A 24,597-nucleotide genomic window follows, 5' to 3' on the forward strand; every position below is an offset into this window, starting at 1 on the left:
CCGAGAGCGATTGGGAGGCCGCCCCATGGCCCGTTACGCCAGCCCGGGTTCCACCGATGCCGTCATGAGCTACCTGCCCCGCTACGACCACTGGATCGGCGGCGAGTTCGTCGCGCCCGCGCTGGGCCGGTACTTCGAGAACCCGACGCCGGTCAACGGGCAGCCGTTCTGCGAGGTCGCGCGCGGTACCGCCGAGGACGTCGAGCGGGCCCTGGACGCCGCGCACGCCGCCGCGCCCGGCTGGGCCCGCACCCCGGCGGCCGAGCGCGCCGCCGTCCTCAACAAGATCGCCGACCGGATGGAGCAGAACCTCGAAGCGCTCGCGGTCGCCGAGAGCTGGGAGAACGGCAAGCCGGTACGGGAGACGCTGGCCGCCGACATCCCGCTCGCCATCGACCACTTCCGCTACTTCGCGGGCGCCGTCCGGGCCCAGGAGGGCTCCCTGTCGGAGATCGACGAGGACACCGTCGCGTACCACTTCCACGAGCCGCTCGGGGTCGTCGCCCAGATCATCCCCTGGAACTTCCCCATCCTGATGGCCACCTGGAAGCTCGCCCCGGCGCTCGCCGCCGGCAACGCGGTCGTCCTGAAGCCGGCCGAACAGACCCCCGCCTCGGTGCACTACTGGATGAGCCTGGTGGCGGACCTGCTCCCGCCCGGCGTCGTGAACATCGTCAACGGCTTCGGCGTCGAGGCCGGCAAGCCGCTGGCCTCCAGCCCCCGGGTCGCCAAGGTCGCCTTCACCGGCGAGACCACCACCGGCCGCCTGATCATGCAGTACGCGTCCGAGCACCTGCGCCCGGTGACCCTCGAACTGGGCGGCAAGAGCCCCAACATCTTCTTCGACGACGTCTCCTCCGCGGCGGACGACTTCCACGACAAGGCGCTGGAGGGCTTCACCATGTTCGCCCTCAACCAGGGCGAGGTGTGCACCTGCCCGTCGCGGGCCCTGATCCAGCGCGGGCACTACGACGACTTCCTCGCGGCCGGCGTGGCCCGTACGGAGAAGATCGTCCAGGGACACCCGCTGGACACCGACACCATGATCGGCGCCCAGGCGTCCAACGACCAGCTGGAGAAGATCCTCTCCTACCTGGACATCGGCCAGAAGGAGGGCGCCCGCGTCCTGACCGGCGGCTCCCGCGCCGAGTTGGGCGGCGAGCTGGAGGGCGGCTACTACGTCCGCCCGACGATCTTCGAGGGCAACAACGCCATGCGGGTCTTCCAGGAGGAGATCTTCGGCCCGGTGGTGGCGGTCGCCCCCTTCAACGACTTCGACGACGCGATGGACATCGCCAACGACACCCTCTACGGCCTGGGCGCGGGCGTCTGGACCCGCGACGGCTCCACCGCCTACCGCGCGGGCCGCGCCATCCAGGCCGGCCGGGTATGGACCAACTGCTACCACGCCTACCCGGCGCACGCGGCCTTCGGCGGCTACAAGCAGTCCGGCATCGGCCGGGAGAACCACAAGATGATGCTGGACCACTACCAGCAGACGAAGAATCTGTTGGTCTCGTACTCGGCCAAGAAGCTCGGCTTCTTCTAGGGGCCCGAGAAAAGGCGCCTGACCTGGGCTTTTGCCTGCCAGGCGCCTTCCGCCCCGTCCGCTCGGAGCAGGGCCAGGTTTACGTCGTAACTCCCAGTTCCTCCCACCCGTATCCCGCTCCTGACCAGCTCTTCCGGACCAGTCACGGACCAAAACCCCCGACTCACCCAGCAGGCGCCGCTGCGTGCCCGGCATCCGACGGCGCGCACCCGCGAGGTGCCCCACACCGAGACATGCTCTTCCCGCAGGCGGAGGTGGGCCGAGGTCGGACATTGCCCAGACGAGGTTCATGGACACGCCTGGTCCGTTGCTGCCTGGGCCACGGGGCACCCGTCGAGCGTCTGCAGCAGGTCAGCGTGCGGTGCGGGTGTACGGCCGGGACATACCGTCGCGCCGGGCAGTGGCCGACGGTGACGTCCGGTCGGTTCAGCGGATGAAGTCGACCTCCGGGTAATGGCGCGAGGGGCCGTCGAGCAGGCTGCTGTGCTGGTGGCGCAGGTGCTTGTCGAAGAAGGCGGCGACGTAGGTGCGTTGGACCTCGATGGAGCGGTTGGGGTCGATCGTGCCGAGTGCCTGCTGCATTACTTCCGGGGTTATCCCGAATGCGGCCGGCGCCTGGGGGAACAGGACCTGGTTGTCGACGAAGGAGTTGTGCCCGGAGCCGCGCAGCTTCAGGTCGAGCCGCTCTCCGTGCAGGTTTTCCCAGAGCCGCGCCCAGCTCGGGTCGGTGTTGCGGTTGTGGTGCTCGGAACTGAACAGCATGTAGGGGCGGTCGAGCCGCTGGTGTTCCGACCGGCCGAAGAGCTGGCCGTCCAGGTTCACGCCGGCGTCGATCCTGGAGTCCGCGTGCATGGCGGCGGCCACTGATCCGCCGCCGAGGGAAGCGCCGAACATCCCGATGTGCTTCGTGCTCACGGCCTGGGTCAGCCCGTGGGGGAGCGGCTTGTGTTCCACGTCCGGGTTGTGGCCACGGGCGATCTCGGCCAACTGGTTGATGACGAAGTGGCTGTCCGCCGCCCGGACGTCGATCAAGTCGCGCGATTTGGTGCCCGGCGGCAGCATGCTCACCTCATGTCGCCCGCCAGGGAAGACCACATCGCCGGTGTCGTGGGTGTGGTCGATGGTGACGACCAAGTAGCCGCGGCTGGCCAGGTCCTGAACCAGTGCCGTGCCCGTCGCACGGTTCCCACGCCCGCCGGGCGAGTACAGCAGCACCGGCAGCTTGCCGTCCTTGCGGGCGACCGGGGCGCCGGTGTGCCCGGCCGTGGTGGGCAGGGTCACCCCGCCCGGCAGCACCTGCTGGCTGTTGGGGAGGAGCGCGGCGGGGTACTGGCTCGTGTGTGTCGCCGGGTACCACAGCGAGACCATCAGCTCGCGTTGCTGTCCGGGCACCCACGGATCCATGCGGGACGAGTCGCGCAGGTGGAGGTCGACCGTCCCGACGCGATGGCGACCGGTCGGAGCAGGGAGAGTCAGCTGGCCCGGGGCTTGGGGCGGTTCCACGGCCGCTTCCGTGTCCGCGGACGCCGCTGCGTCCAAGGCCGCCGCCGCGGCCATGGGCGCATGGGCGGTCTTCTCCGCGGCGGTGGCCGGCGCGATCCCGGCGCCCAGGGCGAGGGTCAGTAGTCCTGTGGTGCCGGCGACCCGGGTGCGCAACCGGCTGTGGCGCCTTCGTGCGTGCTTCATGGGCAGCCCCCCTCCATGGTGGTGATCGCCACGTGATCAGCGATCGGCTGGCGGTCATCGTATATGCAGTTTTGCCATGGCCCAGCCAACCCACTTGACAGTGCGGGGAGTTATCGACGGCGGTGGGTGAGGTGAGCGCTCATGACGCGTCCGGAATTGCGCGGTGCCGGCTTCGTACACCGTCCGTCGCCGGGCCCCCGTGACCGGCCTTTTGCGCTGGACCCCACTGCGCTGGGCACTGTCTGTCGGCGCTGGTGGTGCATGCCACCGAGTTGAGCAAGTGGAGTGTCCGTGCGGGATGCACGAAGGGGAAATCCCCTGGTGCGGCCGGTAGCAGTTGTCAGCGCCGGGCCACTCGGTATCCCCGGGCAACCAGTTGCAGCAGCAAGGTCCAAGCCGGGGGAGGCCGGACGTGCACGACCGTTTCCTTGCCTCAGTGCGTTGACTGAAGGAGCGTCAGTCCCGGCCAGCACGCCTCTGTGAAAGGTGGCTGGTTCACGCCATCGCATGATGGTGGCCATCGGATCCAGGTTTGCTTCGACTTTGCTCACCGTTTTCACTGAGCGCGTTTATTACGCGGCAGTTCGTAACTGCCGACCGGGACGACCGCCCCCTGTGGAATTGCCCATTTCCCCGGGAAGGGGCAGTTTCGGTGGCTGCCTTCGGCGCAACCGCGACTGTGCGTAAGGGATCGAATGCAGACGGGGAACGAAGGGACAAACGACCCTGTCGGCTGTTGCGTGGGAAATTCCGCGCGCCGGGACGATGTCGAGACCGCGTAAGCGGCCGCTTCTCAGGGCGAGTTGAGCCACGTGCCGTATGGGACGGCACAGAGGGCACAGAACGAACACCCTTGTGATTATCCTGTGTTCCCAGTATTCATACTGGTTGAGTTGCCGCACGGCCATTCCCCACATGCCGAGAGGACGCTGTCCTGCACGCCGTTGCCCGCGCACCCCGTCCGCACCGCACCCGACGCCGCGCCGACATGCCCATGCTCGGAGGCGTCCGCCCACCGATCGCCGCACTGCTCTGCGGCCTGCTGGCAGTTTCCGCGTTGACCGCTCTCGGTCTCGGTACCGTTCACGAACAGGATGTGCCCCAGGCCCTGAGCGACGCGGAACGCCAGATCGCCCAGGATGCCGCCGACTCGGTCGGGACCTCCATCAACGCAAGTGCCAGGGCCGTGCGCCGCTCTGCGGCGTCGGCCACACCCGCCGGCAGCAGCAAACCGGCGACAGTTCTTCGGTCCCTTCTCCCGACCGGGCACCCTGCGGCGGGCGGTGTGCTGCTCGACCCGCGCACCGGCAAACCGCTGGCGGCCAGTGGGGAGAAGGTGCCGCTGACCGGGGTGGATGCGAAGGATCTGGCGCGGCCCGATACCGGCAACATCGCGCCCCGGGTGGTCACTTCCGGCACTGGCGCACCGCGGCTGTTGCTCTTCGCCCGGGTGAGCGTCCCCGTTGCGGACCGCAAGCAGGACGAGAACCAGGATCAGGCGGGGGATCTGAGAGGGGATCAGGACGCGGAGGAACGCGGACTCCTGTTTGTCGTCTCCGAAAAGGTCGCTGCTCCAGCGGTGTACGGAGCGGGGCGCACCGGGCAACTGGTGGACCGGAACGGCAAGGTGTGTGCTTCCGCCCCGACCACCGGCGCGGCCCTGACGGCCGCTACCGGCCACCGCGCGCTGCCTGCCGCTGCGGCGAACGCCGCGAACACCAGCGTTCACACCGGCGACGTCTCGGGCAGCGTGCTCGGTGACGGTCGCCACGGGCTGCGCAGGGTCACGGGGTGGGCCTCGGTCGTCTCGGAGGACGGCAAGGACGACGCCTCCGGCCTGGGACTGACCGTCCTGACGGCCCGGGAGGTGCCTCCGGCGAAGGCGGGAGCCGACCACATGTGGTTCGCCCTGGTGGCCGCGGGCGCGCTGGTGGTGATCGCCGTGCTGGTCACCCTGGTGCTGTGGGGCACGATGCAGCGTCCGCTGCTGCGGCTGCATCTGTCCGCCGCCCGGCTGGCCAGGGGTGTCGGCGAAGTGCCGGAGGAGCGTGCGGAGTTGGCGCGGCCGGTGCCGGTTCTCGGGTTCGGCGAGCCCGGCAGGGCCGGCCGGGCGCTGGAGTCGATACGCCGCCAACTGCTCGGCGAGACGGGGCCGGAGCCGGAGCAGGAGGTGCGGCGCCGTCCCGGTGTCCGGGCGCTGGTGCTCGTCTGCGCTCTCGTGATCGCCGCGTGGGGGGTGCCGCTGCTGTTCCTGCTCAACCGGGTACCGGCGGCCAAGGCCGTACCGGCAGCCGCCGTCGCCGATCAGCAGGCACGCACCGAGGCCGCCGCCGACCGGGTGCAGCGGTCCCTCGGCGGGAGCCGCACCGACCTCGCGGCGGCGGCGTCGGCCCTCTCCGGTGCGTCACGCGAGCGGGCGGCGGAGGTGCTGCGGCGCGAACGCGCCGACCACCCCACGTTCCGGTCGCTGTATGTGCTGGACCGCACCGGTGCCCTCGTGCAGCAGGTGGGCAAGCAGCCGGTGCGCACCCTCGTCCCGCCAACCGGCGAGGGAATCACCCAGGTCAACACGTCGGGCAAGATCCCGGCGATCGCCGCCTACGCCCGGATCCCGGCGCCCGGGAAGGCCAAGGGCGCCAAGAAGGCCGAGGACACCGCCCCGGCTGTCGTCGTCGCGGAGATCGGCGTGGACGCGCTGGACGACCTGGTTTCCCGGCCCGGGCTCGGCAGCGTGTGGCTGACCGACGAGCGCCACAGAGTGCTTGCGGCGAGCGTCGGCTTTGAAGCCTTCCAGTCCCTTCCCAGCCGGCGCCTCACCCGTCTGGTGGCGAAGACCGACGCGGCCCCCGGCGGCGCGGGCAAGTCGGCATCGGCCGTACTGCACGCGGGGACCTCCCCGGGCGAGGGCCTGTCGGTCGCGGCCGCCGCGCCACTGGCACAGAAGGGGCCTGCCGCCGGTCTCGGCTGGCGGGTGGTCTCCGCCGAGCCGGCCGCGGCGCTCAAACTGGCGGCATATCAGGTCCAGGCACGCACCATGCTGGCCGGGCTGCTCGCCCTGACCGCGGGCAGCGCCTGCCTGGGCTGGCTGCACATCGTGGTGGTCAGACCGCTGCGCACGCTCACCGGATGCGCGGAACGGCTCGCCGCCGGCGACCGCCGCACCGTGCTGTTCCCGGTCCACCACGACGAGTGCGGTTCGGTCACCCGCAGTCTGGAACTGCTCCGGCAGGCGCTGGTGGAGCGGGACCGTGGCGCGGGAGCCGATCTGGCCGCTGTCCCTGCCCCCTCGTTCCAGTGCGGCAGCGCACCGTAGTGAAGGATCGACCGACGTGCTTTTCCTCTATGTTGTCCTGCTGCTGAGCTGTGCCGTGCTGCTGGTCGCCGGCGTGCTGGAGCAGCGGCGCCACTACGCCGCGCTGGCGCAGATTCCCACCCGGGTGCTGGTCAACGGCATTCGCGGCAAGAGCTCGATCACCCGGCTGTGCGCGGGGGCGCTGCGCGGCGGCGGTCTGGTCACCGTGGCCAAGACCACCGGCACCGCAGCCCGGTTCATCCACCCGGACGCCACCGAGGAGCCGGTGTACCGGAAGTTCGGCATCGCGAACGTCGTCGAGCAGATCGGCATCGTCCGGCGCGCTGCGGCGTACCGGCCGCACGCCCTGGTGATCGAGTGCATGGCGGTGATGCCCGCGCTGCAGGAGGTCAACCAGGAGAAGCTGATCCGCTCCACCATCGGCGTGCTGTGCAACGTGCGCGAGGACCACCTCGCCGAAATGGGGCCGACGCTGGACGATGTCGCCCGCTCGCTGTCCCGGTCGATGCCGTTCGGCGGGGTCTGCGTCACCGCCGAGCAGGAGCGGCTGCACATCCTCGAAGAGGAGGCGGACAAGCGGCGGTGCCGGCTGATCGCCGTCGATCCGGAGTCGGTCACCGACGAGGAGCTGCGCGAGTTCAGTTGGTTCACGTTCAAGGAGAACGTCGCCATCGCGCTGGCCGTGGCCGAACTGCTCGGTGTGGACCGGGCCACCGCCCTGCGCGGTATGCGGGAGGCGCCGCCGGACCCCGGTGTGCTCTCCGTCGAGCGCTACCGCACACCGGACGGCAAGCGGCTGCGCTTCGCCAATGTCTTCGCCGCGAACGACCCCGAGTCGACGTTGATGAACGTCCGTCAGCTGGAGGAACTCGGGGCGATCCGCCGCCCGCTGAACCTCGTCATCAACTGCCGCCCGGACCGGGTGGAACGCAATGGGCAGATGGGAGCGATCGTCCCCGACCTGGCCCCCGAGACGGTCTTCCTCATCGGGCATCCCACCAAGAGCGCCCGCGACGGCATCCCGCCGGGCTCGCCGGGACGGGTGGTGGACCTGGGCGGCGACCGGCGCGACGCACAGGAGCTGACCCACGCCCTCCTCGCCGAACTGGCCCCGGATTCCTCGCTGGTGGCCGTCGGCAATATCCACGGCCAGGGCGAACTCCTCCTGGACCACCTCGGCAAGCTGCCCCCGGACCACGCCGACGAGCCGCTTCCGGTCGCGCACCCGCCCGAGGCGGAGCCGTACAGCTGGGTGGGGTCGATGAACGGCCCGACGTCCGGCGCACACGCCCAAGGCCCCTCCTCCGCCCATGCCGATGCCCCTGCCGACGCCCGGAACGAAACCGCAAGGAACCCGCTGTGATCCCCGTCATCGTCACTCCGCAGACCGCCGCACTGGGGATCGCCCTCGGACTGCTCTTCTCGCTGATCTGCTATCTGACCACCAACCTCTCCCCCGGCGGCATGATCACCCCCGGCTGGCTGGCGCTGACCCTGGTCACCGATGTGGTCCGGGCCGCGATGATGATCGGCGTCACGGCCCTCACCCTCGCCGCGACCAAGCTCCTCCAGCGTCATGTGATCCTTTACGGAAAGCGGCTGTTCGCCGCCGTGGTGCTGTCCGCCGTGCTGCTCCAGACCACGGTGATGCTCGCCCTCCAGCACGAGTTCCCGCTCCTGTACACCGCGCAGACCCTGGGCTTCATCGTGCCCGGCCTGATCGCCTATCAGCTGGTCCGCCAGCCATTGGCGGCCACCGTGGTCTCCACCACGGCGGTGACCCTCGGCACGTATGTGGTGCTGGTCGCCGGGCTGCTGCTGGGGGCCCTGCCCGTCGGCTAGCCGCACGCATCCGCCGTACCCGTCCGCACGTCGAGGAGGTCACATGGGCACCCGCCCCACCCCGTCCGGCAGGCCCAGTCGCCGCCAGGTCCTGGTCTGTGCCGCCGGTCTGGCCTCCGCCGGAGCGGTCACCGGATACGCCTGGCACCACTTCCGCAGCGACGCACCGGACAGTGACGTCCCGGTACCGGCCGGCGGCTACCGCTTCGAGCGCCGCGCCGCGCCCGCCCGTACGGTGGTGCGCGCCGCCGACGACCGCGTGCTGGCCACCTTCACCGACGGCGCCCGCACCGCGCTGCTGACCGGCCCGACCCGTACCTGGAGCGAGCCGCGCACCACCAGTGCGGTGGTGCGCAGCGACGCCTGGATACGGCTGATGGGCAGCGCATGGAGCCAGGGCAAGGAGCACACCCGATGGTTCCGGGAGTGGTTCCCCAAGGCCCTGGCCGACCGCAGTCCGGACGCCTTCGCCGTGGCCTTCCAGTACGGCGACGGGGCGCCCGATCTGCACACCGCATCGGGCCTGCGCTACGGCGGCAACGCCCGCTTCGGGCCGCGTGTTCCCGGGCAGTCGGAGACGTCGTTCCACTATCGCGACGAGAAGTCCGACTTCTACGACTACCTCGGCGTCCCCTGGACCTTCCCGGACGGCACCCGCAAGTACCCGGAGAAGGAGCGCTACGGGGCCGTGGACTGCTCCGGCTTCATGCGCCTGGTCTGGGGCTACCGGATGGGCTACCCCATGCACGCCACCAACAACCCGGGGATCGGCCTGCCCCGTCGGGCCTACGCCATCGCCACCCGGGCCCCCGGCGTAGTGCTGATCCCGAACACCGGCCGGCCGCCTGCCGACTTCAGTCAGCTGCTCCCCGGCGACCTCGTCTTCTTCGCCATCGACATCGGCAGACCGCACGGCATCGACCACTGCGGCATCTACCTGGGGCCAGACACCGAAGGGCGCCCGCGCTTCTACTCCAGCCGCTCGCGGGCCAACGGGCCCACCATGGGCGACTTGGCCGGCCGCGCGACGCTCGACGGCTCCGGCTTCTACGCCCAGGGATTCCGCATGGCCCGCCGCCTGTGAAGCCGACGTCCCCAGCCCGCCGCCCCAGGAGAGACCCCGCCATGGCCACCGTCCCCGTCACCCGGGACCCCACCGACCGCCACGACCGCATCCGCGCCGTCCGCGCCAAGCTCCGGCAACCCACCCCCCTCAGCCGGGAGTCATACGCCCTGCTGCTGATCCTGGCAGCCGCCGCGGTGCTCTACACCTGGGCCATCGACCGTGCCGCGGTGCACCCGTACTACAGCGCGGCCGTGCGGTCGATGGCGGCGGACTGGCACGCCTTCGTCTTCGGCGGGCTCGACCCGAGCGGCTCGATCAGCGTGGACAAAATCCCCGGAGCGCTGTGGCCGCAGGCCCTTTCCGTCCGGATCCTCGGGCCGTACAACTGGGCGGCAGTACTGCCGCAGGTGCTGGAGGGCCTCCTCGCCGTCTGGGCGCTGCACCGGATCGTGCGTGCCTGGGCCGGGCCGTTGGCAGGGCTGCTGGCCGCGCTGGCACTCACCCTCACCCCGGTCACCGTCGCGCTCAACCGGCACAACATCCCCGACACCCTGCTCGTCCTGCTGCTGGTCCTGGCGGCGGGGTCGCTGCAGAAGGCCGTCCGTACCGGGAGACTGCTGCCGCTGCTCGTCTGCGGGGCATGGGTGGGACTGGCCTTCCAGGCCAAGATGCTCCAGGCATGGCTCGTCCTGCCGGTCTTCGCCGCGGTGTACCAGTTCGCAGCGCCCGGCCCCTGGTGGGACCGGGCCCGGCGGCTGCTGCTCGCCGGGTTCACCGCACTCGTCGTCTCCTGCTCCTGGCTGCTGCTGGTATGGGCCTCCCCCGCCGCGAACCGTCCCTACCTCGACGGAACCAGCAACAACAACCCCTTCACCCTGGTCTTCGGCTACAACGGGCTGAGCCGCTTCGGCCACGACCCGCACGCGCTGGGCGCCGTCGCCGGGACCGCCGCCAGCCGCACCAGCGGGAACACTGGGTGGAGCATGGTGGTCAACCATGACGTGGGCCCGCAGATCGCCTGGCTCCTGCCGCTCGCCGTACTGGCCTTGGCGCTGGGCGTGTGGTGGCGCGCCGGACGACCGCGCACCGACGGGCTGCGGGCCGGGTTCCTGCTCTGGGGCGGCTGGCTGGTGATGCACCTCGTGGTCTTCAGCAACTCCAACGGCAACCACGGCTACTACACGGCCGTACTGGCCCCGGCCCTCGCCGCGCTGACCGGTGGCGGAATCGCGCTCTTCCGGTCCGAGTACCGCGCCGGCGGCCGACGCCGGGCGGCGCTGCCCGTCGCTGTCGGGCTCACGGCACTGTGGGCCGCGGTCATCGACGGCCCGCACAGCGAATTCGTGCCCTGGCTGCTGCCGGTGGTGCTGATGCTCGGCCTGTGCGGGACCGTCGGACTGTGGACCAGCGGGCCCCGCACCACCCGAGCGGCCATGCACGGCGCCCTGGCGGCGTCGCTGGCGGCCGTGCTCCTCGCCCCGGCCGTCTGGGCCGCCTCCTGCCTGAACCCGCGCTACCCCGGCTCACCGATCGAACCCCTGGCCGGCCCCGTCGGCCCCGGCTTCCACGGTACGCACCATCACCGGGCCAAGGTCCTCCGGAACCCCTTGAACACACCGTCCGCACGGGACACCGCACTGCTGGACTACCTCTCCGCGCACCGTTCCGGGGAGAAGTACCTGCTCGCCACCCAGGCCGCGTACGGCGCCGAGCCCCTGCTGCGCGCCACCCCCCAACCCCTCCTGGTCATGGGCGGCTTCACCGGCCTGACCCCCTATCCGACCGCACCACGGCTCAGGGACCTGGTCTCCGCCCACCAACTGCGCTACGCCCTCCTCACCACGCGCCGACCGTCCACTCCGGCGTCGGTCTGGGTGAAGAAAAGCTGCACCCGCGTCTCCCCAAGCGCCTACGGTCAGATCTCGGACGGAAGCTTCACCCTCTACGACTGCGCTGGAGGCAAATGACCTCCTCCCACGGCGAGTTCAGGGGCCTACACACTCACGGACCGCGACGGCTCCCGTACGCAGGCGGCTGCATCGTCACTCCGCATCCGGGACAGACGACGGCTTCGCACACTCGCTGATGGGGCGTCACCTACGTCGGCCAGTGCGAGGTTACGTGGCCCACCCAATGGACGATCTGCAGGCGGCGGCCCGGATCGCCCTGCGCTCCATGGGGCCTCGAGCAGCGCCACCATCTCTGGCCGGCCCCTGCCGGCCTACGCCGACAGTGCGCTCGGCTACGTGGAAGAGCTCGGCTCGATCACCCCGGGGGATTCCGGGCGGGCGACCTGTGCGGGCGCGGCTGCCATACGAGACTGTGCCCTCGCCGTGTCGCGCGGTCTCGGCCACGGCAGGCTCTGGATCGCTACCTCAAGGATCTTAGCGGGCCGCTGCACAGCCGCCTCGCACACTTCGGCCGCGGCGGCCCCGGGGCGCCGTGGTCTCCAACGCCGGCAGGATCGGGGGCTGCCACGGACGTCTGCCTGGACGCAGGACGACCGTTCCCGAGCCGGCGTCTGACCTTACGAGGGAGTTACTCACCATTCTTACGAGAGGGTCGGTGCCGGAAACCCGATCGACACCACCCGACGGTGACCGTGCAGACGCTGAGCGACTGCTCGGACCGGCTCGCACGATCCGGATCTGTTTATGCCGCCCTGGTCGCTCTGGTGCCGACTGCAGCGGCCGCGGCCACGGCCTGAGGGGAGACCCTTCCAGGCCAGTGCCCGACGGCCCTGCCCCGCATTCAGGAAGCTGACGCCAAGATCCGGACCATGCCCGGACCAACACCCTCTACCAGGGCTCTGACGACAAGGACCCCCGCCACCCCTTCTCCGCCGAATACCAGCTGGCCAAGCGACCGGAGCCAGGCAAGACGAGCATCTGGCAGCACGCCGAGCTTGGCCAGTCACCCACCAGGCGGAGCCTTCGCCGCTACCCCAGGATCGATTCAGGCAGTGATCTACCAGGCGGCTCCGCTCCCATAAGTGAGACTCCGAACGGCAGGTGCGGCATGACGCGCGACAAAGCAGTGACAGTGAAACTGCGAACCTTCGTGGTTTCCGATTCCCGAGAATTCACGCCCATTGAGTTTGCCGGAATCACCTTCTCCCGGGATCGGCGAATCCAAGGGGGGATCGAGCTCTATGTCGGTGACTCCCTGATCCTCGGACGCAGTGACACCGACACGATCGATGCACTCTGGTCTTTGCTCCTCACCTATGTTGAGGGCTTCATGGCGGGCCGGAGTGGGGTGCTCAATTTTCCAGAGCGCAGGTTTACCTTCAGCCTGAAAAAGATGGGCCGCGGAGAAATCTTGGCGAAGTTTACCGACCGAGAGGAGAAGCGGGCGGCCGTAGGCCGAGAGAAGGACGTCCTGGAAGCTCTGACGTCAGGCGCCGTGGAGTTCTTCAGTGCCCTTCTGGGCTTCTCTCCCAGGGACGATTGGAGCTATAGAAGGGACCTCAATACGGCGCAGCGTTTGCATGCGGAGTGTTCAAGGCTTCAATGATCGGGCGGGTCTCTTCATTGCTGATCTTCCTGGGCCGGCACGTCCGTGAAGCGTGGACACGCTGCCCGGTTCCGCGCTTGTCGCACCAGGCAGCATCAGCAACGAGAGGCCCCACCGGGCAACTTCTGACGGGGCCTCTGCCTGTGGCGCGACGACAGACCTGGCTCAGTAGGCAGGAACTGACGCCAAGATCCGGACCGTATGCGGACCAATGCTCCCCCGATGGCAGTCATCACCACCATTTCAGCAGGTCAGCACCACCGTGAACGCTGTACACCAGCAGACGAAGAACTTGCTGGTGTCTTACTCGCCGAAGAAGCTGGGGTTCTTCCAAGGTCCCGATGAATGGCGCCTGACATGGTCTTTTACCGGTCGGGCGCCTTTCGCGCGGCCCGCCTGGGCCGACGGCCGGTAGAGGTTGCCTCTCCCCGTTCCTCCCACCGGCAGCCCGCTCCCGACCAGCGCTTTCCGCCAGTTACGGACCAAGCGGCGCACTCACAGCGCCGGAGCCGGGGACATCCGCCGTGCTCGCGCGCTGCTGGTGACAGGGAGCGCGCCGACCTGGTGACAAGCAGTGTGCTGTGGGCGAGCGAGAGCCAGAGCAACGTTCGGGCGTGCGCGCCGAACATGCGCCAGTCGACGTCGATGTCGAGAGAGAGCAGGCCGTGTTCGCGCAGCTCCGTCATCCGGCGCCGGACCGTCGTCGGCGACCAGCCGGTCGCCGCGGCCAACTGCTCGAACCCGGCCCGGCCGTCGGTCGCGAGCAGGGCGAGGAGCTTGCGGTCACCGTCGTCGAGCCGCACCGGTCCCCGTCGATGTGGCATCGGAGGCGGGCGCAGTCGCTCGATCGCCTCCTCGTCCAGCCACCCGAGTTTTCCGACCAGGTTGTTCGGGCCGCCGTAGAAGGCGTGCAGCACGGAGTGCGCGGTCACGCCCTCCACGCGCGGGGTGCGGGCCCAGCGCGGTTGGGGCGACCCCGCCGAGCACCCGTACCGCCCCGGTCGACCGCAACCGGGCGTAGCGGCGGGCGATGGTGCGATCCGACACGCCGAGAACCTCGGCGATGGTGCTGAACGGGGCACGGCCGTCGATCTGCAGGGCGTGCACGAGCCGCCGATCGAGCTCGTCGTAGTCGGATTCCACCGAGATCAAGTTAGGAGGTGTCAGATTTCAACGCAATGGAGCCGGTTTCTGGCTTGGGCGGCTCGGCCGACGGAGCGTTGCTCTTGTCCTGATCAACGCAAGCAGAGGAGAGTCCGTGGACACCGATGTGCTCATCGTCGGCGCCGGCCCGACCGGAATGACGCTGGCCAACGAGCTGCTGATAGCGGGGGTGTCGACCGTGCTGGCCGACAAGCTGTCGCAGCGCAGCGACCTGTCCAGGGCCGGCGGCGTGCAGTCCCGCACGCTGGAGGCGCTCGACCAACGAGGGCTGCTGGAGCCTTTGCTGGCCACCGGAGAGCACCCCGCCATCACTGGCCACTTCGCCGGTATCCCCCTCCCGCACGACGCCAACCGGCACCGTCTGCCATGGCGGTCCGTGCCGCAGGTGGTGATCGAGGAATTCTTCGAGCAGCATCTCGCCGCGCACGGCCTCCACGTCCGGCGGGACCACGAACTGGTCGCCCTCGCCCAGGACGACGACGGGGTCACCGCGGCCTTCGCCAACGGCGCCACCCTCCGTTCCCGTTACCTCGTCGCCGCCGACGGCGCTCACAGCGCCGTGCGGTCGCTGCTGCGGGCCGGATTCCCCGGTCAGCCGGGTACGTTGACGATCGCCGCGGCCGACGTGCGGTTGGGCGGCGTCGATGCGCCGACGTCGCACACCTGGAACGAGGACGGGCACTGGGCGGCAGTGTTCCCGCTCGGCACCGATCCGCAGGGCAGACAGCTGCACCGACTGGTCCTCGGCGGGCCGGGCCGGTCACTGCCGAGGGATATCCCGGTGACCGAAGACGAAATCCGCCATGGCCTGAGCACCGTGTTCGGACCGCGGGTGCACCTCCTCGAACTGCGCTACGCCCGCCGTATCACCAACGCGTCACGGCAGGTCGAGCAGTATCGCCACGGGCGGGTGTTCCTTGCGGGCGATGCCGCCCATGTCCACCTTCCGCTCGGCGCACAGGGCATGAACACCGGGATGCAGGACGCGCTCAACCTCGGTTGGAAGCTCGGCGCCGCCGTGCACGGCTGGGCACCGGAGAATCTGCTCGACACGTATCACGCGGAACGGCATCCGGCCGGGGCCGCCGTATTGCGCAACGTCCGGGCACAGAGCCTGCTGATGGACTGGGCCGGCACCCGCGATCCGGAGGTGCTGGCCGCCCGGGAGATCTTCACCGCCATGGCCCAACTGCCGGACACCCAGCGCCATCTGGCCGACCTGATGTCCGGGATGGCCATCCGCTATCCCCTGCACGGCACCGAAGCCCATTCGCTCGTCGGCCGGCCCGCACCGGACCTGGATCTCGGCCCGGCCCGGGTGCACGAACTGCTGCGCTCCGGGCACGGCATCCTGCTGGACCCGGGCGACACGTTCGCCGGGGTCGCCGGCCCCTGGTCGGACCGGGTGGACCGGGTGGGCCAGGGCGCCCGCACCGAACCGATGCTCATCCGGCCGGACGGCTACGTGTGCTGGGCTGGCGCGGCCGACCCGGAACCGGCGCTCAACCGCTGGTTCGGCGAACCCCGCTGAGCCGACGTTCAGACCGCCGGCCGTCATGGAGAGGCCGGCGGTCGTCGGTGGGCGCCGATGGTGACGCATACCGCGGGAACCACGGCCACGCCCTTCGTGGCCCTGTCGAACAGAGAAGGCGACACCGCCGCGAGTGCCCTTGCAGGCAAGTCCTCCGTCAGTTGACGGATGTAACACCGGGCGGACCTCCGTACGTTGGCACCGCCGCAGCAGGGCCACAGCCAGGGACGGGACGCTTCCCCCCTCGTCCGAAGGCGTTGCCGCGGCAAGAGGGCCGGTTACCCACCCGCCCCCACAGGCAAGAACTGCCCGAGGAGAACCGAATAACCATGATCACCGAGCCGACCCCCCACGGGCCAGCGCGGCGGACGACGGCCGCGTTTGCCGCGGTCGCCTTCGTCGCCCTCGCCACCTCAGTCTCTCCGCTCACGACCGGAACGGCTCACGCGGACACCCCCGCCATGACCGGCCTGTCCCTGTCGCCGCGTCTGCCCCAGAGCGACGGCCTTGCGCCGTCATTGGACCTGGCTGCGGACTCACCGGACTACAAGACCGAAATGGTCATCAACAAGTCACCTATGGCGAGTTGGAGCATCCTTCCCAACGGGGACGGGAGTTTCCTGATCCGCAACGACAAGACGCAGAAGTGCGTCGACTTCAACACCGACAACGGCCACCTCGTCGAGCCGGCGTACTGCGACCAGAAAAACAGCAAGCAGAATTGGTATCTGCAGCCCTCGAACGGTGGTGACGGCTACTACCTGATCCGGAACGTCAACACCGATAAGTGCATGGATGTGTTCGGGGGAAGCAGTAACGACGGCACAACCGTGGGTATCCACGACTGCAACGGTGCCAACAATCAGGAGTGGACCGTCGGCCCGACGCCCAGCCCGGACTACACGGGCCCCACCCTCGCGGACCTGGCCACCGCGTACGCCCTGAAGCAGTGCAGCAACGGTGCCGGCACCGTCAAGTCGTGCGATTACGCGGTCACCGGCGACAGCGTGGCTTCCGTGGGGGACCTGAAGCGGGTCAGCTCCAACGTGTGGAACAACAGCACCGACGCCGGGGAACGGACCATCACCTGGACGCAGACCACGTCCCAGACCAATACGGTGGGCACCTCCCTCACCGTCACCAGCGAGGTCGGGGTCAACGTCGAATTCGTCACGGCCAAGGTCAGTACGGCGCTCACCGCACGCTACGAGCACTCGTGGACCCAGACCGACGCCGTGAGCGACGCGAACAAGATATCCGTGAAGCCGGGCAACTACAGCTGGGCCATGCGAGGCCAGCTGATGAAGACGGTGACGGGCAAGTGGACGTTCACCAATGATCTCGGTGACACCTGGTCCGGCGACGGCACCGCCACCGTGCCCGCGAAGGACGGCACCGACAGTCGCAGCAGCGACCTGGTGCTGTGCACGAGCGACAGCCCCGCTCCGGAGTGCGTCAACAACCGTTGACCGGTACCGGGCACTCCCCCGTGACCCGAGTGCAGTCCGCCGCGTGATCTGACGGCACGCCGTCGGACGGTTCCCCGGCCTCCGCGAACGGAGCCGGGGAACAACGCGTCGAGCCCCGAAGGGGTCAGTCCTGCGGAGGTGGCCCCCCGGACTTCTGCCGGCGGGTCACCTCCGCGGCGATTTCGACCCGTGAGGTCATCGCCAGCTTTCTGAGGATGCTGGACACATGGGTGCTGACGGTGCTTCGGGCGATGGACAGCCGAGACGCTATCTCGGGATTGGAACACCCTTCGGCCACGTGCTCCGCAACCAGACGTTCGGTATGGGTGAGTGCTTCCCAGCCGTCGCGAGAACCGGTTCGGGTCCGGTGTGAGCCCCGGCGAACGGCGACCGCACGCAGCCGGGACGTCGCCTGGGCCGCGTCCCGGACCGCACCCATCCGCGCGAACGTGTCCAGCGCCTGATCGAGCAGGACGCGGGCGTCATCCAGCCGCCCCCTACGGGCCAGCAGTTCCGCCGCATCGGTAAGGGCGTGCGCCGCATTGAGTGGCCGCGGAGCGTTGCGGTAGCAGCGGACCGCTTCCATGAGCAGATCGGGGTCCCCGCTCAGCAGACCTTGACAGCGGTAGGCGTCACCGAGGTGGTAGAGGCCGCCGCTGTGGTCGGCGCGCCGTTGCGCGGCGGCGGCGTATCGCTGTGCGTTCGCTTGGTCCCCGTGTGCCAGGGCGAGGCGGACCAGATCAGGTGTCAGAAAGCCGAGGATCAGCTGGCCCGGCAGATGCCCGACGCCGCTGTCGAACGCCTCGGCGAGTCGGGAGTAGGCGCGCCGGGCATCGCCCCGCGCTTCGTCCAGAAGGACACCGGCGCACAACGGCAGATACTCGTAGAAGGCGGCGACCGTCGAGTGGTCGACCTCGGTCAGCAGAGCGGTCAGATGTGCCTCGGCGAGGGGCCGCCTGCCTCTGTGCACCGCGATCAGTGCCGCCACCGCCCGCAGCGCCCGGCTCAGCGCGTCCTGGCCGCCGCAGTCGAGACCTGAGGCGATCTCCGCCAGCGCATCGTCCCAGCGCCCCGCGTGAAACGCGAGGAGCGCGCAGGACAGGTGGTACCAGGGCAGAAACATCCCCCCGGTGCGCTCCACCGGGATGCGTAGGGCGGCGAGGGTCCGCTGGGCGTCGTGCCCGAGATCGAGGTCGACGTAGTAGTTCACCAGCGCGAGTTGCAGCCCCACCCACTGCGCCGGGTGCATCGTGTCGGGCGTGAGGCGGGACGCCTGCCGCGCGAGTTCAACCGCCTCGGCATCAGGAGTTTCGAGGAAGCGCTTGGCTGCCAGTACGTGCAGGGCGCCGGCCAGGGCCTGACTGTCGCCGGCCTTGTCGGCCGCGCGCCGGGCACGTGAGGCGACCGCACCGGCTTCGGTGAGGTCGCCCAGCGCGAAGAGACATACGGCGCTGAACGCCTGGAGCCGGACCGCCTCGATCTCCGGTACGTCCGGCCGGCATCCGGCCCGCGCCTCCGCCAGCGCCAGGTCGGGCCGGCCACGGGCGAACGCGGCCTGGATGACGATCCAGCGCATCAGGCATTCCCACCCGGGATCAGGCGCCTTGGCCAGGGCGCAGCGGGCGCTTTCCTCCGCCTCGGCGAGGAGACCACAGGAAAGTTGTGCAAGGGCGTGGTGGAGACGGAGGTTGGCGTACCCGGCAGCCGTGGGGTCGCCGAGTTCCAGCGCTGTGGTGAGCAGTCGCAGAGCCATGGTCGGGGCCCGCGTGGTGAGCCGTGCCGCGGATCCTTCCAGCCACGTGATCAGGAAGTCCGGGCTCGGCAGCCCGTTGAGGAGGTGCTCGGCAACGCGTTCGGGAGCTGCCCCGGCCTCGGCCAGACACTGCGCTGCTCTCATGTGCAGCATCGCCCGGACCGACCCCGGCACGGCGTCGTACAAGGCGTGCCGGATGAGTTCATGCCGGAAGCGCAGGTGTTGACCGGTGTCCCGCAGCACCCCGGCTGCCTCGGCCTCCCCTATGACGGCCAGCAGGTCACGTAGCGGAAGGTCCACCGCCGCTGCGAGTTCGGCGGTGGTACAACTGGCGCCCAGTACGGAGGCGACACGCAGCACCTGCAGCACGTCATCACGCAGATGGCGAAGCCGGTGCGTCACCAGCGCGGTCAGCGGCGGCAGCGAGTAGCCGGCGGCGACGTCCGCCGTGGTCTCACCGGTCTCGATGGCGTGCTCGCGCCTCAGCGCGGCGATCAACTCGGTGAGGTACAGCGGGTTTCCTGCGGCTCCCTCGGCCATACGGCGCAGTCGCGGGCCGGCCGACCGGCCGCACAGGTCTGCCAGCAGAGCCGCCACGGCCTCCGTATCGAGGGGTGCCAGCTCCAGCAGGGTGCGATTTCCGGCGATCGGGCTCCGCGACAGGTGGTCGACTTCCCCGGCTCGGGAAACGGGCCGGTGAGCACCCACCACCAGAAGCGGCAATTGATGCACCGAACGCACCAGCTTGTGCAGCACGGCCACGCTTGCCGAGTCCGCCCACTGGAGGTCGTCGAGGAACAGCGCCAGCGGCCCCTGTGCGCACAAGTCCTCGACCAGCCCGATCATCGCCTCGATCGTCGCGGCGTATGCCCCGGCCGCCTCGCTCTTGGCGCCCGGCACCCCGTAGCGGGCATCGCCACGCAGCACCTCGGCGACCCGGGCCCGCCGGGCATCCGAGGGCGACTCCTCCAGCCTCAAGCATCGTGAAATGAACGCGAACGGCCATGCCTCTTCCAGATCCTGGGCACTCCCCTGCAGCACCTGCAGGCCCCTGCGCTCTGCGGCCGCTGCGGCCTGCTCCAGCACCGTGGTCTTCCCGAGGCCGGCCTCACCCACGACGAACGCGGCCTGCCCCTCGCCCGCAAGCGTGGAGTCCGCCAGCCTGGACAGCACCGCCATCTCAGCCGCACGACCCACCAGACAACCTTCGAATGAAGCCATCACTTCGCCCCCACGCCGTGTAATGCCAGGTGTTTCATAGCACATGTCTTGGATGTGCCTAGTGAACGACCGTCACCCGGACAAGGTCCGCTCGTCGGCGAAGGCAGCCGTGGAGCTCCGTCGGCGCAGTCCTTCCTTTGAGTGGGATGCGACAGTGCGCCGCAGGCACGGGCCTGCGGCGCACCGTGGGGGGCCGGTGAGCGGCACAGCGCACCGGCCGGCACGGAGCTGGAACAGGGCTGCTGGCGATACGGGCCACTGACCCCGAGCTTGCTGGCGTCTTACTCGCCGAAGACGCCGGGTTCTTCCAGACGCGAGAGAAGGGCGCCTGACCAGGGCTGATGCCTGGCAGGCGCCCTTCTCAGGCTCGCCCTGGGCCGCGCAGCGACATTCGGCCGCACTCTCCCGTCATCCGCGCTGGAGGGCTCGCAACGGCACCTCGCAGGCCACGAGGCACGCGCTCAAACGCGCTGCCCGCTCAGTGGGCGAAGCCCCAGTCGAGCATCTTGGCGGCGTCGTCGAAGCGGCCCTGGTCATCCCTGAGGATCGCGCCGACCAGGGTGCGGTTGTCCCGCTTGGCGGCGAAGACGAGGGCGTAGCCGGACTCCGGGCCGCTGCCCGTCTTGATGCCCAGGGCACCGTCGTAGCTGCTCAGCAGCTTGTTGGTGTTGTCCCAGGTGTAGTACCGGATGTGGCCGTTGGCCGCCGGAGCCTCGGTCTTGAACTGCGTCTTCTTCACGACGTCGGCGAACACCGGCTGCAGCATTGCTCGCTGGCCGAGCTTGGCCAGGTCGCGGGCGGTGCTGTGGTTGTTGCCCTGCGAGATGCCGTCGAAGCTGTCGAAGTGCGTGCCGGTCATGCCCAGTTGTTGCGCCTCGACGTTCATCTGGTTCACGAAGTCGGCGATCCGCGCGTCCTGCGTGCCCCCGGAGCCGAAGTTGTCGGCCAGGGCCATCGCGGCGTCGTCGCCGGACGGGATCAGCATGGCGTGCAGCATCTGCTCGACGGTCAGCCTGTCGCCGGTCTGGAGGTCGGCGGTGCTGCCGCCGACCTTCTGCACATAGTCCCGGTACTCCTGCTTCACCGTGATCTGCCGGTTCAGCCACTCCGGGTGCTTGAGCACCACGAGGGCGGTCATGATCTTGGTGGTGCTGGCCATCGGCACGCTCTCGTCCGCCTTGGCCCCGCCCCACAGCTCCCGCTCCTGGCTGCCGTCGCGGGCGTCCAGCAGGAAGGCGTGGTCGGCGTTGATCTGAGGAGCGGCCTGGTCCTTCGCGTCCTGCGCCCCGGCTGCCTCGCCCCGGGCAGTGCCCTGCGCCGCCTGGGCGGACCGGAACTGCCCCTGCCTGCCCTGCTTCTGGTCGGCTGTTGTGGTGGCCTCGCCACCCTTGTGGCCGTTGTCGTCCGCGGAGTGTGTGGCACCCGGGGTGGCAGCCTCGGCGAGGCCGCCGGCGGTGATCGGCAGGGCGGCACCGACAAGTGCGACCATCGCGACCCGGACTCCGGTGCGGTGTATGCGGTTGGGGCGGGCGTGGGAACCCATGGGGCGTCCCTCCTCCCGGCGAAGGAACGCCGGTCCGTAGCAGTAACTCGGTTCATGGTGAATCTACTTGCCCGATGGCTGCTCGTGCGTAGCGCCCGGCGCCTGCTGCGCGATCGGCGGTGCCCGGCCGGGTACGGCGGACGCGTAACTGATCGTTTCAGGCGGTCCGATCCGTCGGACAGCTCCTAGTAGGGGCCGCCCCGAAAGAACGTGCTCCCGCGCAATCGCGGCCGGTCGTCCCGCCGATGAGCGGCATCGGAGCGGTCACTCGGTGCTGAGCGTGCGGCGAGAGCCCGCAACCTCTCCAGGCCCGCCAGGACTTCGGGCCGGTTGTCGGCTCGTTTCATCCACACCGGAAGCCGCGGGAACATCGCCGTCGTCGGCGAAGCGAGATGTTCGCGCAGCACGGCGCGGGCGTAGGCGCCCAGCTCATCGACGTGCTTCTCGTTGTACGCCCACAGAATCCGCCCGACGCAACGGGTCTGCAGCCACAGCGGCTGCCGGAAGAACGGATCCTCGGTGCCGCCCATGGCCGCGCCCATGAGTGCGGCGCCCTGCACTTCGGCTTCCCATTCGTGGGTGGCCCCGCACGCCGCGCACACGAGACGGCGCGGCATGAACATCAGCTCACTGAAATACCGAGGTGCCTCAAGATCTGGCCGGGGCACGACGAGAGCGCGACCCCCGCAGCACGGGCACACCACCAGAATGCGGTCTGCGAACTGCGCCAGCCATCGTCCCGTGTCGATGTGGCGCACCGGACGGCTCGACTCAGACTTCATGGCGAGCACCATGGCACACACGCCGGGAGCCACCGGCCCTGCCCGAAGCCGAAGGCCGCCGCGCTTCTCAGCCGCCGCGGCGCACCCGGGCTGCCTTGCGGGCCTCGGCGAGCATACGGGCCTCGCTGGCCTTGCGGGACTTGCCGCCGGTTCTGCGGGAGGCGTCCTTGCTGGTGCCCAGGCCACGGAAGGGGACATTGGTGTTCTTGGCCCGGCCTGCGGCGGGCCCACCGTCGAGCGGGGTGCCGGAGGGAGCCTTGGCCCCGGTGATCCGGCTCAGCTCCGCCTCACCCGAGCGCACCTTGGTGGTCGTCGGCGCGATGCCGGCCTCTCCCAGCAGGCGGCTCATCTCGCTGCGCTGGCCCGGGAGGACCAGCGTGACGACGCGGCCGGACTCACCGGCCCGGGCGGTGCGGCCCGCGCGGTGCACATAGTCCTTGGGGTCGGTGGGCGGGTCGACGTTGACCACGAGATCGAGGTCGTCGACGTGCAGGCCACGGGCCGCGACATTGGTCGCCACCAGGACGGTGATCTGCCCGTCCTTGAACTGCGCGAGGGTCCGGGTGCGCTGCGGCTGGGACTTCCCGCTGTGCAGGGCGGCGGCATGCACCCCGCTGGCCCGCAGGTGCCGGGTGAGCTGGTCGACCGCGTGCTTGGTGTCCAGGAACAGCAGAACGCGGCCGTCGCGGGCGGCGATCTCGGTGGCGACGGCATACCGGTCGGGGCCATGAACGACGAGCACATGGTGGTCCATGGTCGTGACCGCGCCCGCGGACGGGTCGACCGAGTGGACGACGGGATCATGGAGGTAGCGCCGGACGAGGTGGTCGACGTCGCGGTCCAGGGTGGCGGAGAACAGCATCCGCTGGCCGTCGCGGTGCACCTGGTCGAGCACCTCGGTGACCTGCGGCAGGAAGCCCATGTCGCACATCTGGTCAGCCTCGTCGAGGACGGTGATCCGTACCCGTCCCAGGCGACAGGCCCCGCGCTCGATGAGGTCGTGCAGGCGGCCGGGGGTGGCGACGACGACCTCGGCCCCGTCGCGCAGCGCAGCGGCCTGCCGGCCGATCGACATGCCGCCGACGACCGCGGCCATCCGCAGTCGGAGCGCGTCGGCGTACGGCGCGAGTGCTTCGGTGACCTGCTGGGCAAGCTCCCGGGTGGGCACCAGGATCAGGGCGAGGGGCTGCTTCGGCTCCGCGCGCCGCCCGGCCGTCCGTACGAGCAGCGGCAGGCCGAAGGCGAGGGTTTTGCCCGATCCGGTGCGCCCGCGCCCCAGGACGTCGCGTCCCGCGAGGGCGTTGGGCAGCGTGGCTGCCTGGATCGGGAAGGGCTCGCGCACGCCGAGCTCGGTGAGCGTTCGCAGCACCGCGGGCGGCAGTTCCAGGTCGGCGAAGGAGCCGACCGGGGGCACCGCCGGGGTGAGGGGCACCGGCTGAGCGAGGTCGCCGTGCGAGGTGCCGAGGTGGTCCGGGGGGTTCATGAAGAGCCTTCCGTATGCGGAACGTACCGAGGAAGGCCCGGCAGGAAAGGAGCAGCCGACGGACAAGGGGAACCGGACGGGCAGAATTACCAGCCGTCACAGCTGTCACAGCCGTCCAAACGGTTGAGGCTAACACACAGGGACAGCGCGCCCCGGTGCTGTGGTGCTGATCACTCCGCCTGCGCCGGTGAGACGAAACCCCGGCGTCGCGGCCTGCGGCGGCCTCGCCGCAGCGCTCCGGGCAGCGCATGGCCGCACGAGGGCGGTGGAGCGTGGGCCCTCGCGACCACCAACTGGCCAGTTGCCAGGGCGAGTTCGGGCACAGCGCCCTAGCCTCTGGTGGAACGGCAGGTCCTGGCGGAGCACCTCACCCCTGACCACTCACGACCGTGGTCGGCGTGATGCCTTCTCGGCCTCCGGCCCTGGGGCGAGGCAAGGGTATGCAAATGGAACAAAAACGGACCATGACTGCACCAATATCGGTTCTGTTCGAGAGGAACGGGCACATCTAGGGGGAAACATGCGTAGCAAGCTGGCCGGCCTGATCGGGATCATCGCGTTGACCGTTGCCTTCGGGACCGGCGTGGTGGTGCACAACTTTGAGGCCGACGGGGCGGGGAAGGGTGTGCACATTCTGGCCACCAACGAGGGGCCGGGTTCCACCCACCAGTAAGCCGGG

The 24,597-nt window shown here is 69.7% G+C and carries 15 protein-coding genes and 1 pseudogene; 10 read left to right on the plus strand and 6 right to left on the minus strand.

The window, feature by feature from the left end; genetic code table 11:
- The first annotated feature begins 25 nt into the window (after nt 1-25).
- Nucleotides 26-1,549 (plus strand): aldehyde dehydrogenase, encoded by a 1,524-nt coding sequence (gene adh, locus OO62_RS21125; protein ID WP_033269071.1) that lies wholly within the window; start codon nt 26-28, stop codon nt 1,547-1,549.
- Between the two features lie 426 nt (nt 1,550-1,975).
- Here the strand turns inward: adh and OO62_RS21130 are convergent, their stop codons facing one another.
- Entirely contained in the window at nt 1,976-3,235 is a 1,260-nt protein-coding gene (locus tag OO62_RS21130; protein ID WP_228332599.1) for an alpha/beta hydrolase family protein, read from the minus strand.
- 1,285 nt (nt 3,236-4,520) lie between these two features.
- Here OO62_RS21130 and OO62_RS21135 point away from each other — a divergent pair.
- The 6 genes from OO62_RS21135 to OO62_RS21160 all read left to right on the plus strand — a co-directional run bounded on the left by OO62_RS21135 (nt 4,521) and on the right by OO62_RS21160 (nt 12,972).
- Nucleotides 4,521-6,548: a cache domain-containing protein gene (locus OO62_RS21135; RefSeq protein WP_228332598.1), complete on the plus strand. Its 2,028-nt coding sequence runs from the start codon at nt 4,521-4,523 to the stop codon at nt 6,546-6,548.
- A gap of 16 nt (nt 6,549-6,564) precedes the next feature.
- On the plus strand, nt 6,565-7,911 hold the full coding sequence (gene pgsB / locus OO62_RS21140; protein WP_033269074.1) for a poly-gamma-glutamate synthase PgsB: 1,347 nt from the start codon (nt 6,565-6,567) through the stop codon (nt 7,909-7,911).
- The gene (locus OO62_RS21145; RefSeq protein WP_033269075.1) at nt 7,908-8,390 is read left to right on the plus strand and encodes a poly-gamma-glutamate biosynthesis protein PgsC/CapC; all 483 of its coding nucleotides are present in this window, start codon (nt 7,908-7,910) and stop codon (nt 8,388-8,390) included. Before pgsB ends, OO62_RS21145 begins: the two co-directional genes overlap by 4 nt.
- 43 nt (nt 8,391-8,433) lie before the next feature.
- Complete coding sequence (locus OO62_RS21150; RefSeq protein WP_033269076.1) at nt 8,434-9,474, plus strand: NlpC/P60 family protein; 1,041 nt, start codon at nt 8,434-8,436, stop codon at nt 9,472-9,474.
- A 41-nt stretch (nt 9,475-9,515) separates the two neighbouring features.
- Nucleotides 9,516-11,423, plus strand: a complete 1,908-nt coding sequence (locus OO62_RS21155) for an ArnT family glycosyltransferase (protein ID WP_033269077.1) — start codon at nt 9,516-9,518, stop codon at nt 11,421-11,423.
- A 1,051-nt stretch (nt 11,424-12,474) separates the two neighbouring features.
- A complete protein-coding gene (locus tag OO62_RS21160; protein WP_033269078.1) occupies nt 12,475-12,972 on the plus strand; it encodes a hypothetical protein in 498 nt (165 codons plus the stop codon).
- A gap of 572 nt (nt 12,973-13,544) precedes the next feature.
- On the opposite strand, the pseudogene OO62_RS41765 reads toward OO62_RS21160, so the two are convergent.
- Nucleotides 13,545-14,115 (minus strand): annotated as a pseudogene (locus OO62_RS41765) (Lrp/AsnC family transcriptional regulator); the annotation flags it as partial.
- A gap of 115 nt (nt 14,116-14,230) precedes the next feature.
- On the opposite strand from OO62_RS41765, the gene OO62_RS21170 reads away from it, so the two are divergent.
- Both OO62_RS21170 and OO62_RS21175 read left to right on the plus strand, forming a co-directional pair.
- Entirely contained in the window at nt 14,231-15,667 is a 1,437-nt protein-coding gene (locus tag OO62_RS21170; RefSeq protein WP_033269079.1) for an FAD-dependent monooxygenase, read from the plus strand.
- Between the two features lie 329 nt (nt 15,668-15,996).
- Nucleotides 15,997-17,136, plus strand: coding sequence for an RICIN domain-containing protein (locus tag OO62_RS21175; protein WP_033269080.1), 1,140 nt, complete (start codon nt 15,997-15,999; stop codon nt 17,134-17,136).
- Nucleotides 17,137-17,260: 124 nt separating this feature from the next.
- Here the strand turns inward: OO62_RS21175 and OO62_RS21180 are convergent, their stop codons facing one another.
- The 4 genes from OO62_RS21180 to OO62_RS21195 form a co-directional block, all read right to left on the minus strand.
- Nucleotides 17,261-20,086 carry a helix-turn-helix transcriptional regulator gene (locus OO62_RS21180; RefSeq protein ID WP_164993237.1) on the minus strand — a complete coding sequence of 942 codons (2,826 nt, stop codon included), beginning with the start codon at nt 20,084-20,086 and terminating at the stop codon, nt 17,261-17,263.
- Between the two features lie 502 nt (nt 20,087-20,588).
- On the minus strand, nt 20,589-21,653 hold the full coding sequence (locus tag OO62_RS21185; RefSeq protein WP_033269082.1) for a D-alanyl-D-alanine carboxypeptidase family protein: 1,065 nt from the start codon (nt 21,651-21,653) through the stop codon (nt 20,589-20,591).
- Between the two features lie 185 nt (nt 21,654-21,838).
- Nucleotides 21,839-22,447 carry a hypothetical protein gene (locus OO62_RS21190; protein WP_228332596.1) on the minus strand — a complete coding sequence of 203 codons (609 nt, stop codon included), beginning with the start codon at nt 22,445-22,447 and terminating at the stop codon, nt 21,839-21,841.
- A 55-nt stretch (nt 22,448-22,502) separates the two neighbouring features.
- Nucleotides 22,503-23,918, minus strand: a complete 1,416-nt coding sequence (locus OO62_RS21195) for a DEAD/DEAH box helicase (protein ID WP_033269083.1) — start codon at nt 23,916-23,918, stop codon at nt 22,503-22,505.
- Nucleotides 23,919-24,438: 520 nt separating this feature from the next.
- On the opposite strand from OO62_RS21195, the gene OO62_RS39660 reads away from it, so the two are divergent.
- Nucleotides 24,439-24,591 (plus strand): hypothetical protein, encoded by a 153-nt coding sequence (locus tag OO62_RS39660; protein WP_157850161.1) that lies wholly within the window; start codon nt 24,439-24,441, stop codon nt 24,589-24,591.
- Nucleotides 24,592-24,597: the final 6 nt, after the last annotated feature.

The sequence above is a fragment of the Streptomyces lydicus genome, assembly GCF_000717345.1.
Lineage (GTDB): Bacteria > Actinomycetota > Actinomycetes > Streptomycetales > Streptomycetaceae > Streptomyces > Streptomyces lydicus.

What these genes read in the sequence shown, in the direction of transcription:
- OO62_RS39660 (WP_157850161.1), top strand. Translation starts at nt 24,439, where the DNA reads ATGCGTAGCAAGCTGGCCGGCCTGATCGGGATCATCGCGTTGACCGTT.
- OO62_RS21155 (WP_033269077.1), top strand. Translation starts at nt 9,516, where the DNA reads ATGGCCACCGTCCCCGTCACCCGGGACCCCACCGACCGCCACGACCGC.
- OO62_RS21175 (WP_033269080.1), top strand. Translation starts at nt 15,997, where the DNA reads ATGATCACCGAGCCGACCCCCCACGGGCCAGCGCGGCGGACGACGGCC.
- OO62_RS21185 (WP_033269082.1), bottom strand. Translation starts at nt 21,653, where the DNA reads ATGGGTTCCCACGCCCGCCCCAACCGCATACACCGCACCGGAGTCCGG.
- OO62_RS21190 (WP_228332596.1), bottom strand. Translation starts at nt 22,447, where the DNA reads ATGGTGCTCGCCATGAAGTCTGAGTCGAGCCGTCCGGTGCGCCACATC.
- adh (WP_033269071.1), top strand. Translation starts at nt 26, where the DNA reads ATGGCCCGTTACGCCAGCCCGGGTTCCACCGATGCCGTCATGAGCTAC.
- OO62_RS21160 (WP_033269078.1), top strand. Translation starts at nt 12,475, where the DNA reads ATGACGCGCGACAAAGCAGTGACAGTGAAACTGCGAACCTTCGTGGTT.
- OO62_RS21130 (WP_228332599.1), bottom strand. Translation starts at nt 3,235, where the DNA reads ATGAAGCACGCACGAAGGCGCCACAGCCGGTTGCGCACCCGGGTCGCC.
- OO62_RS21195 (WP_033269083.1), bottom strand. Translation starts at nt 23,918, where the DNA reads ATGAACCCCCCGGACCACCTCGGCACCTCGCACGGCGACCTCGCTCAG.
- OO62_RS21150 (WP_033269076.1), top strand. Translation starts at nt 8,434, where the DNA reads ATGGGCACCCGCCCCACCCCGTCCGGCAGGCCCAGTCGCCGCCAGGTC.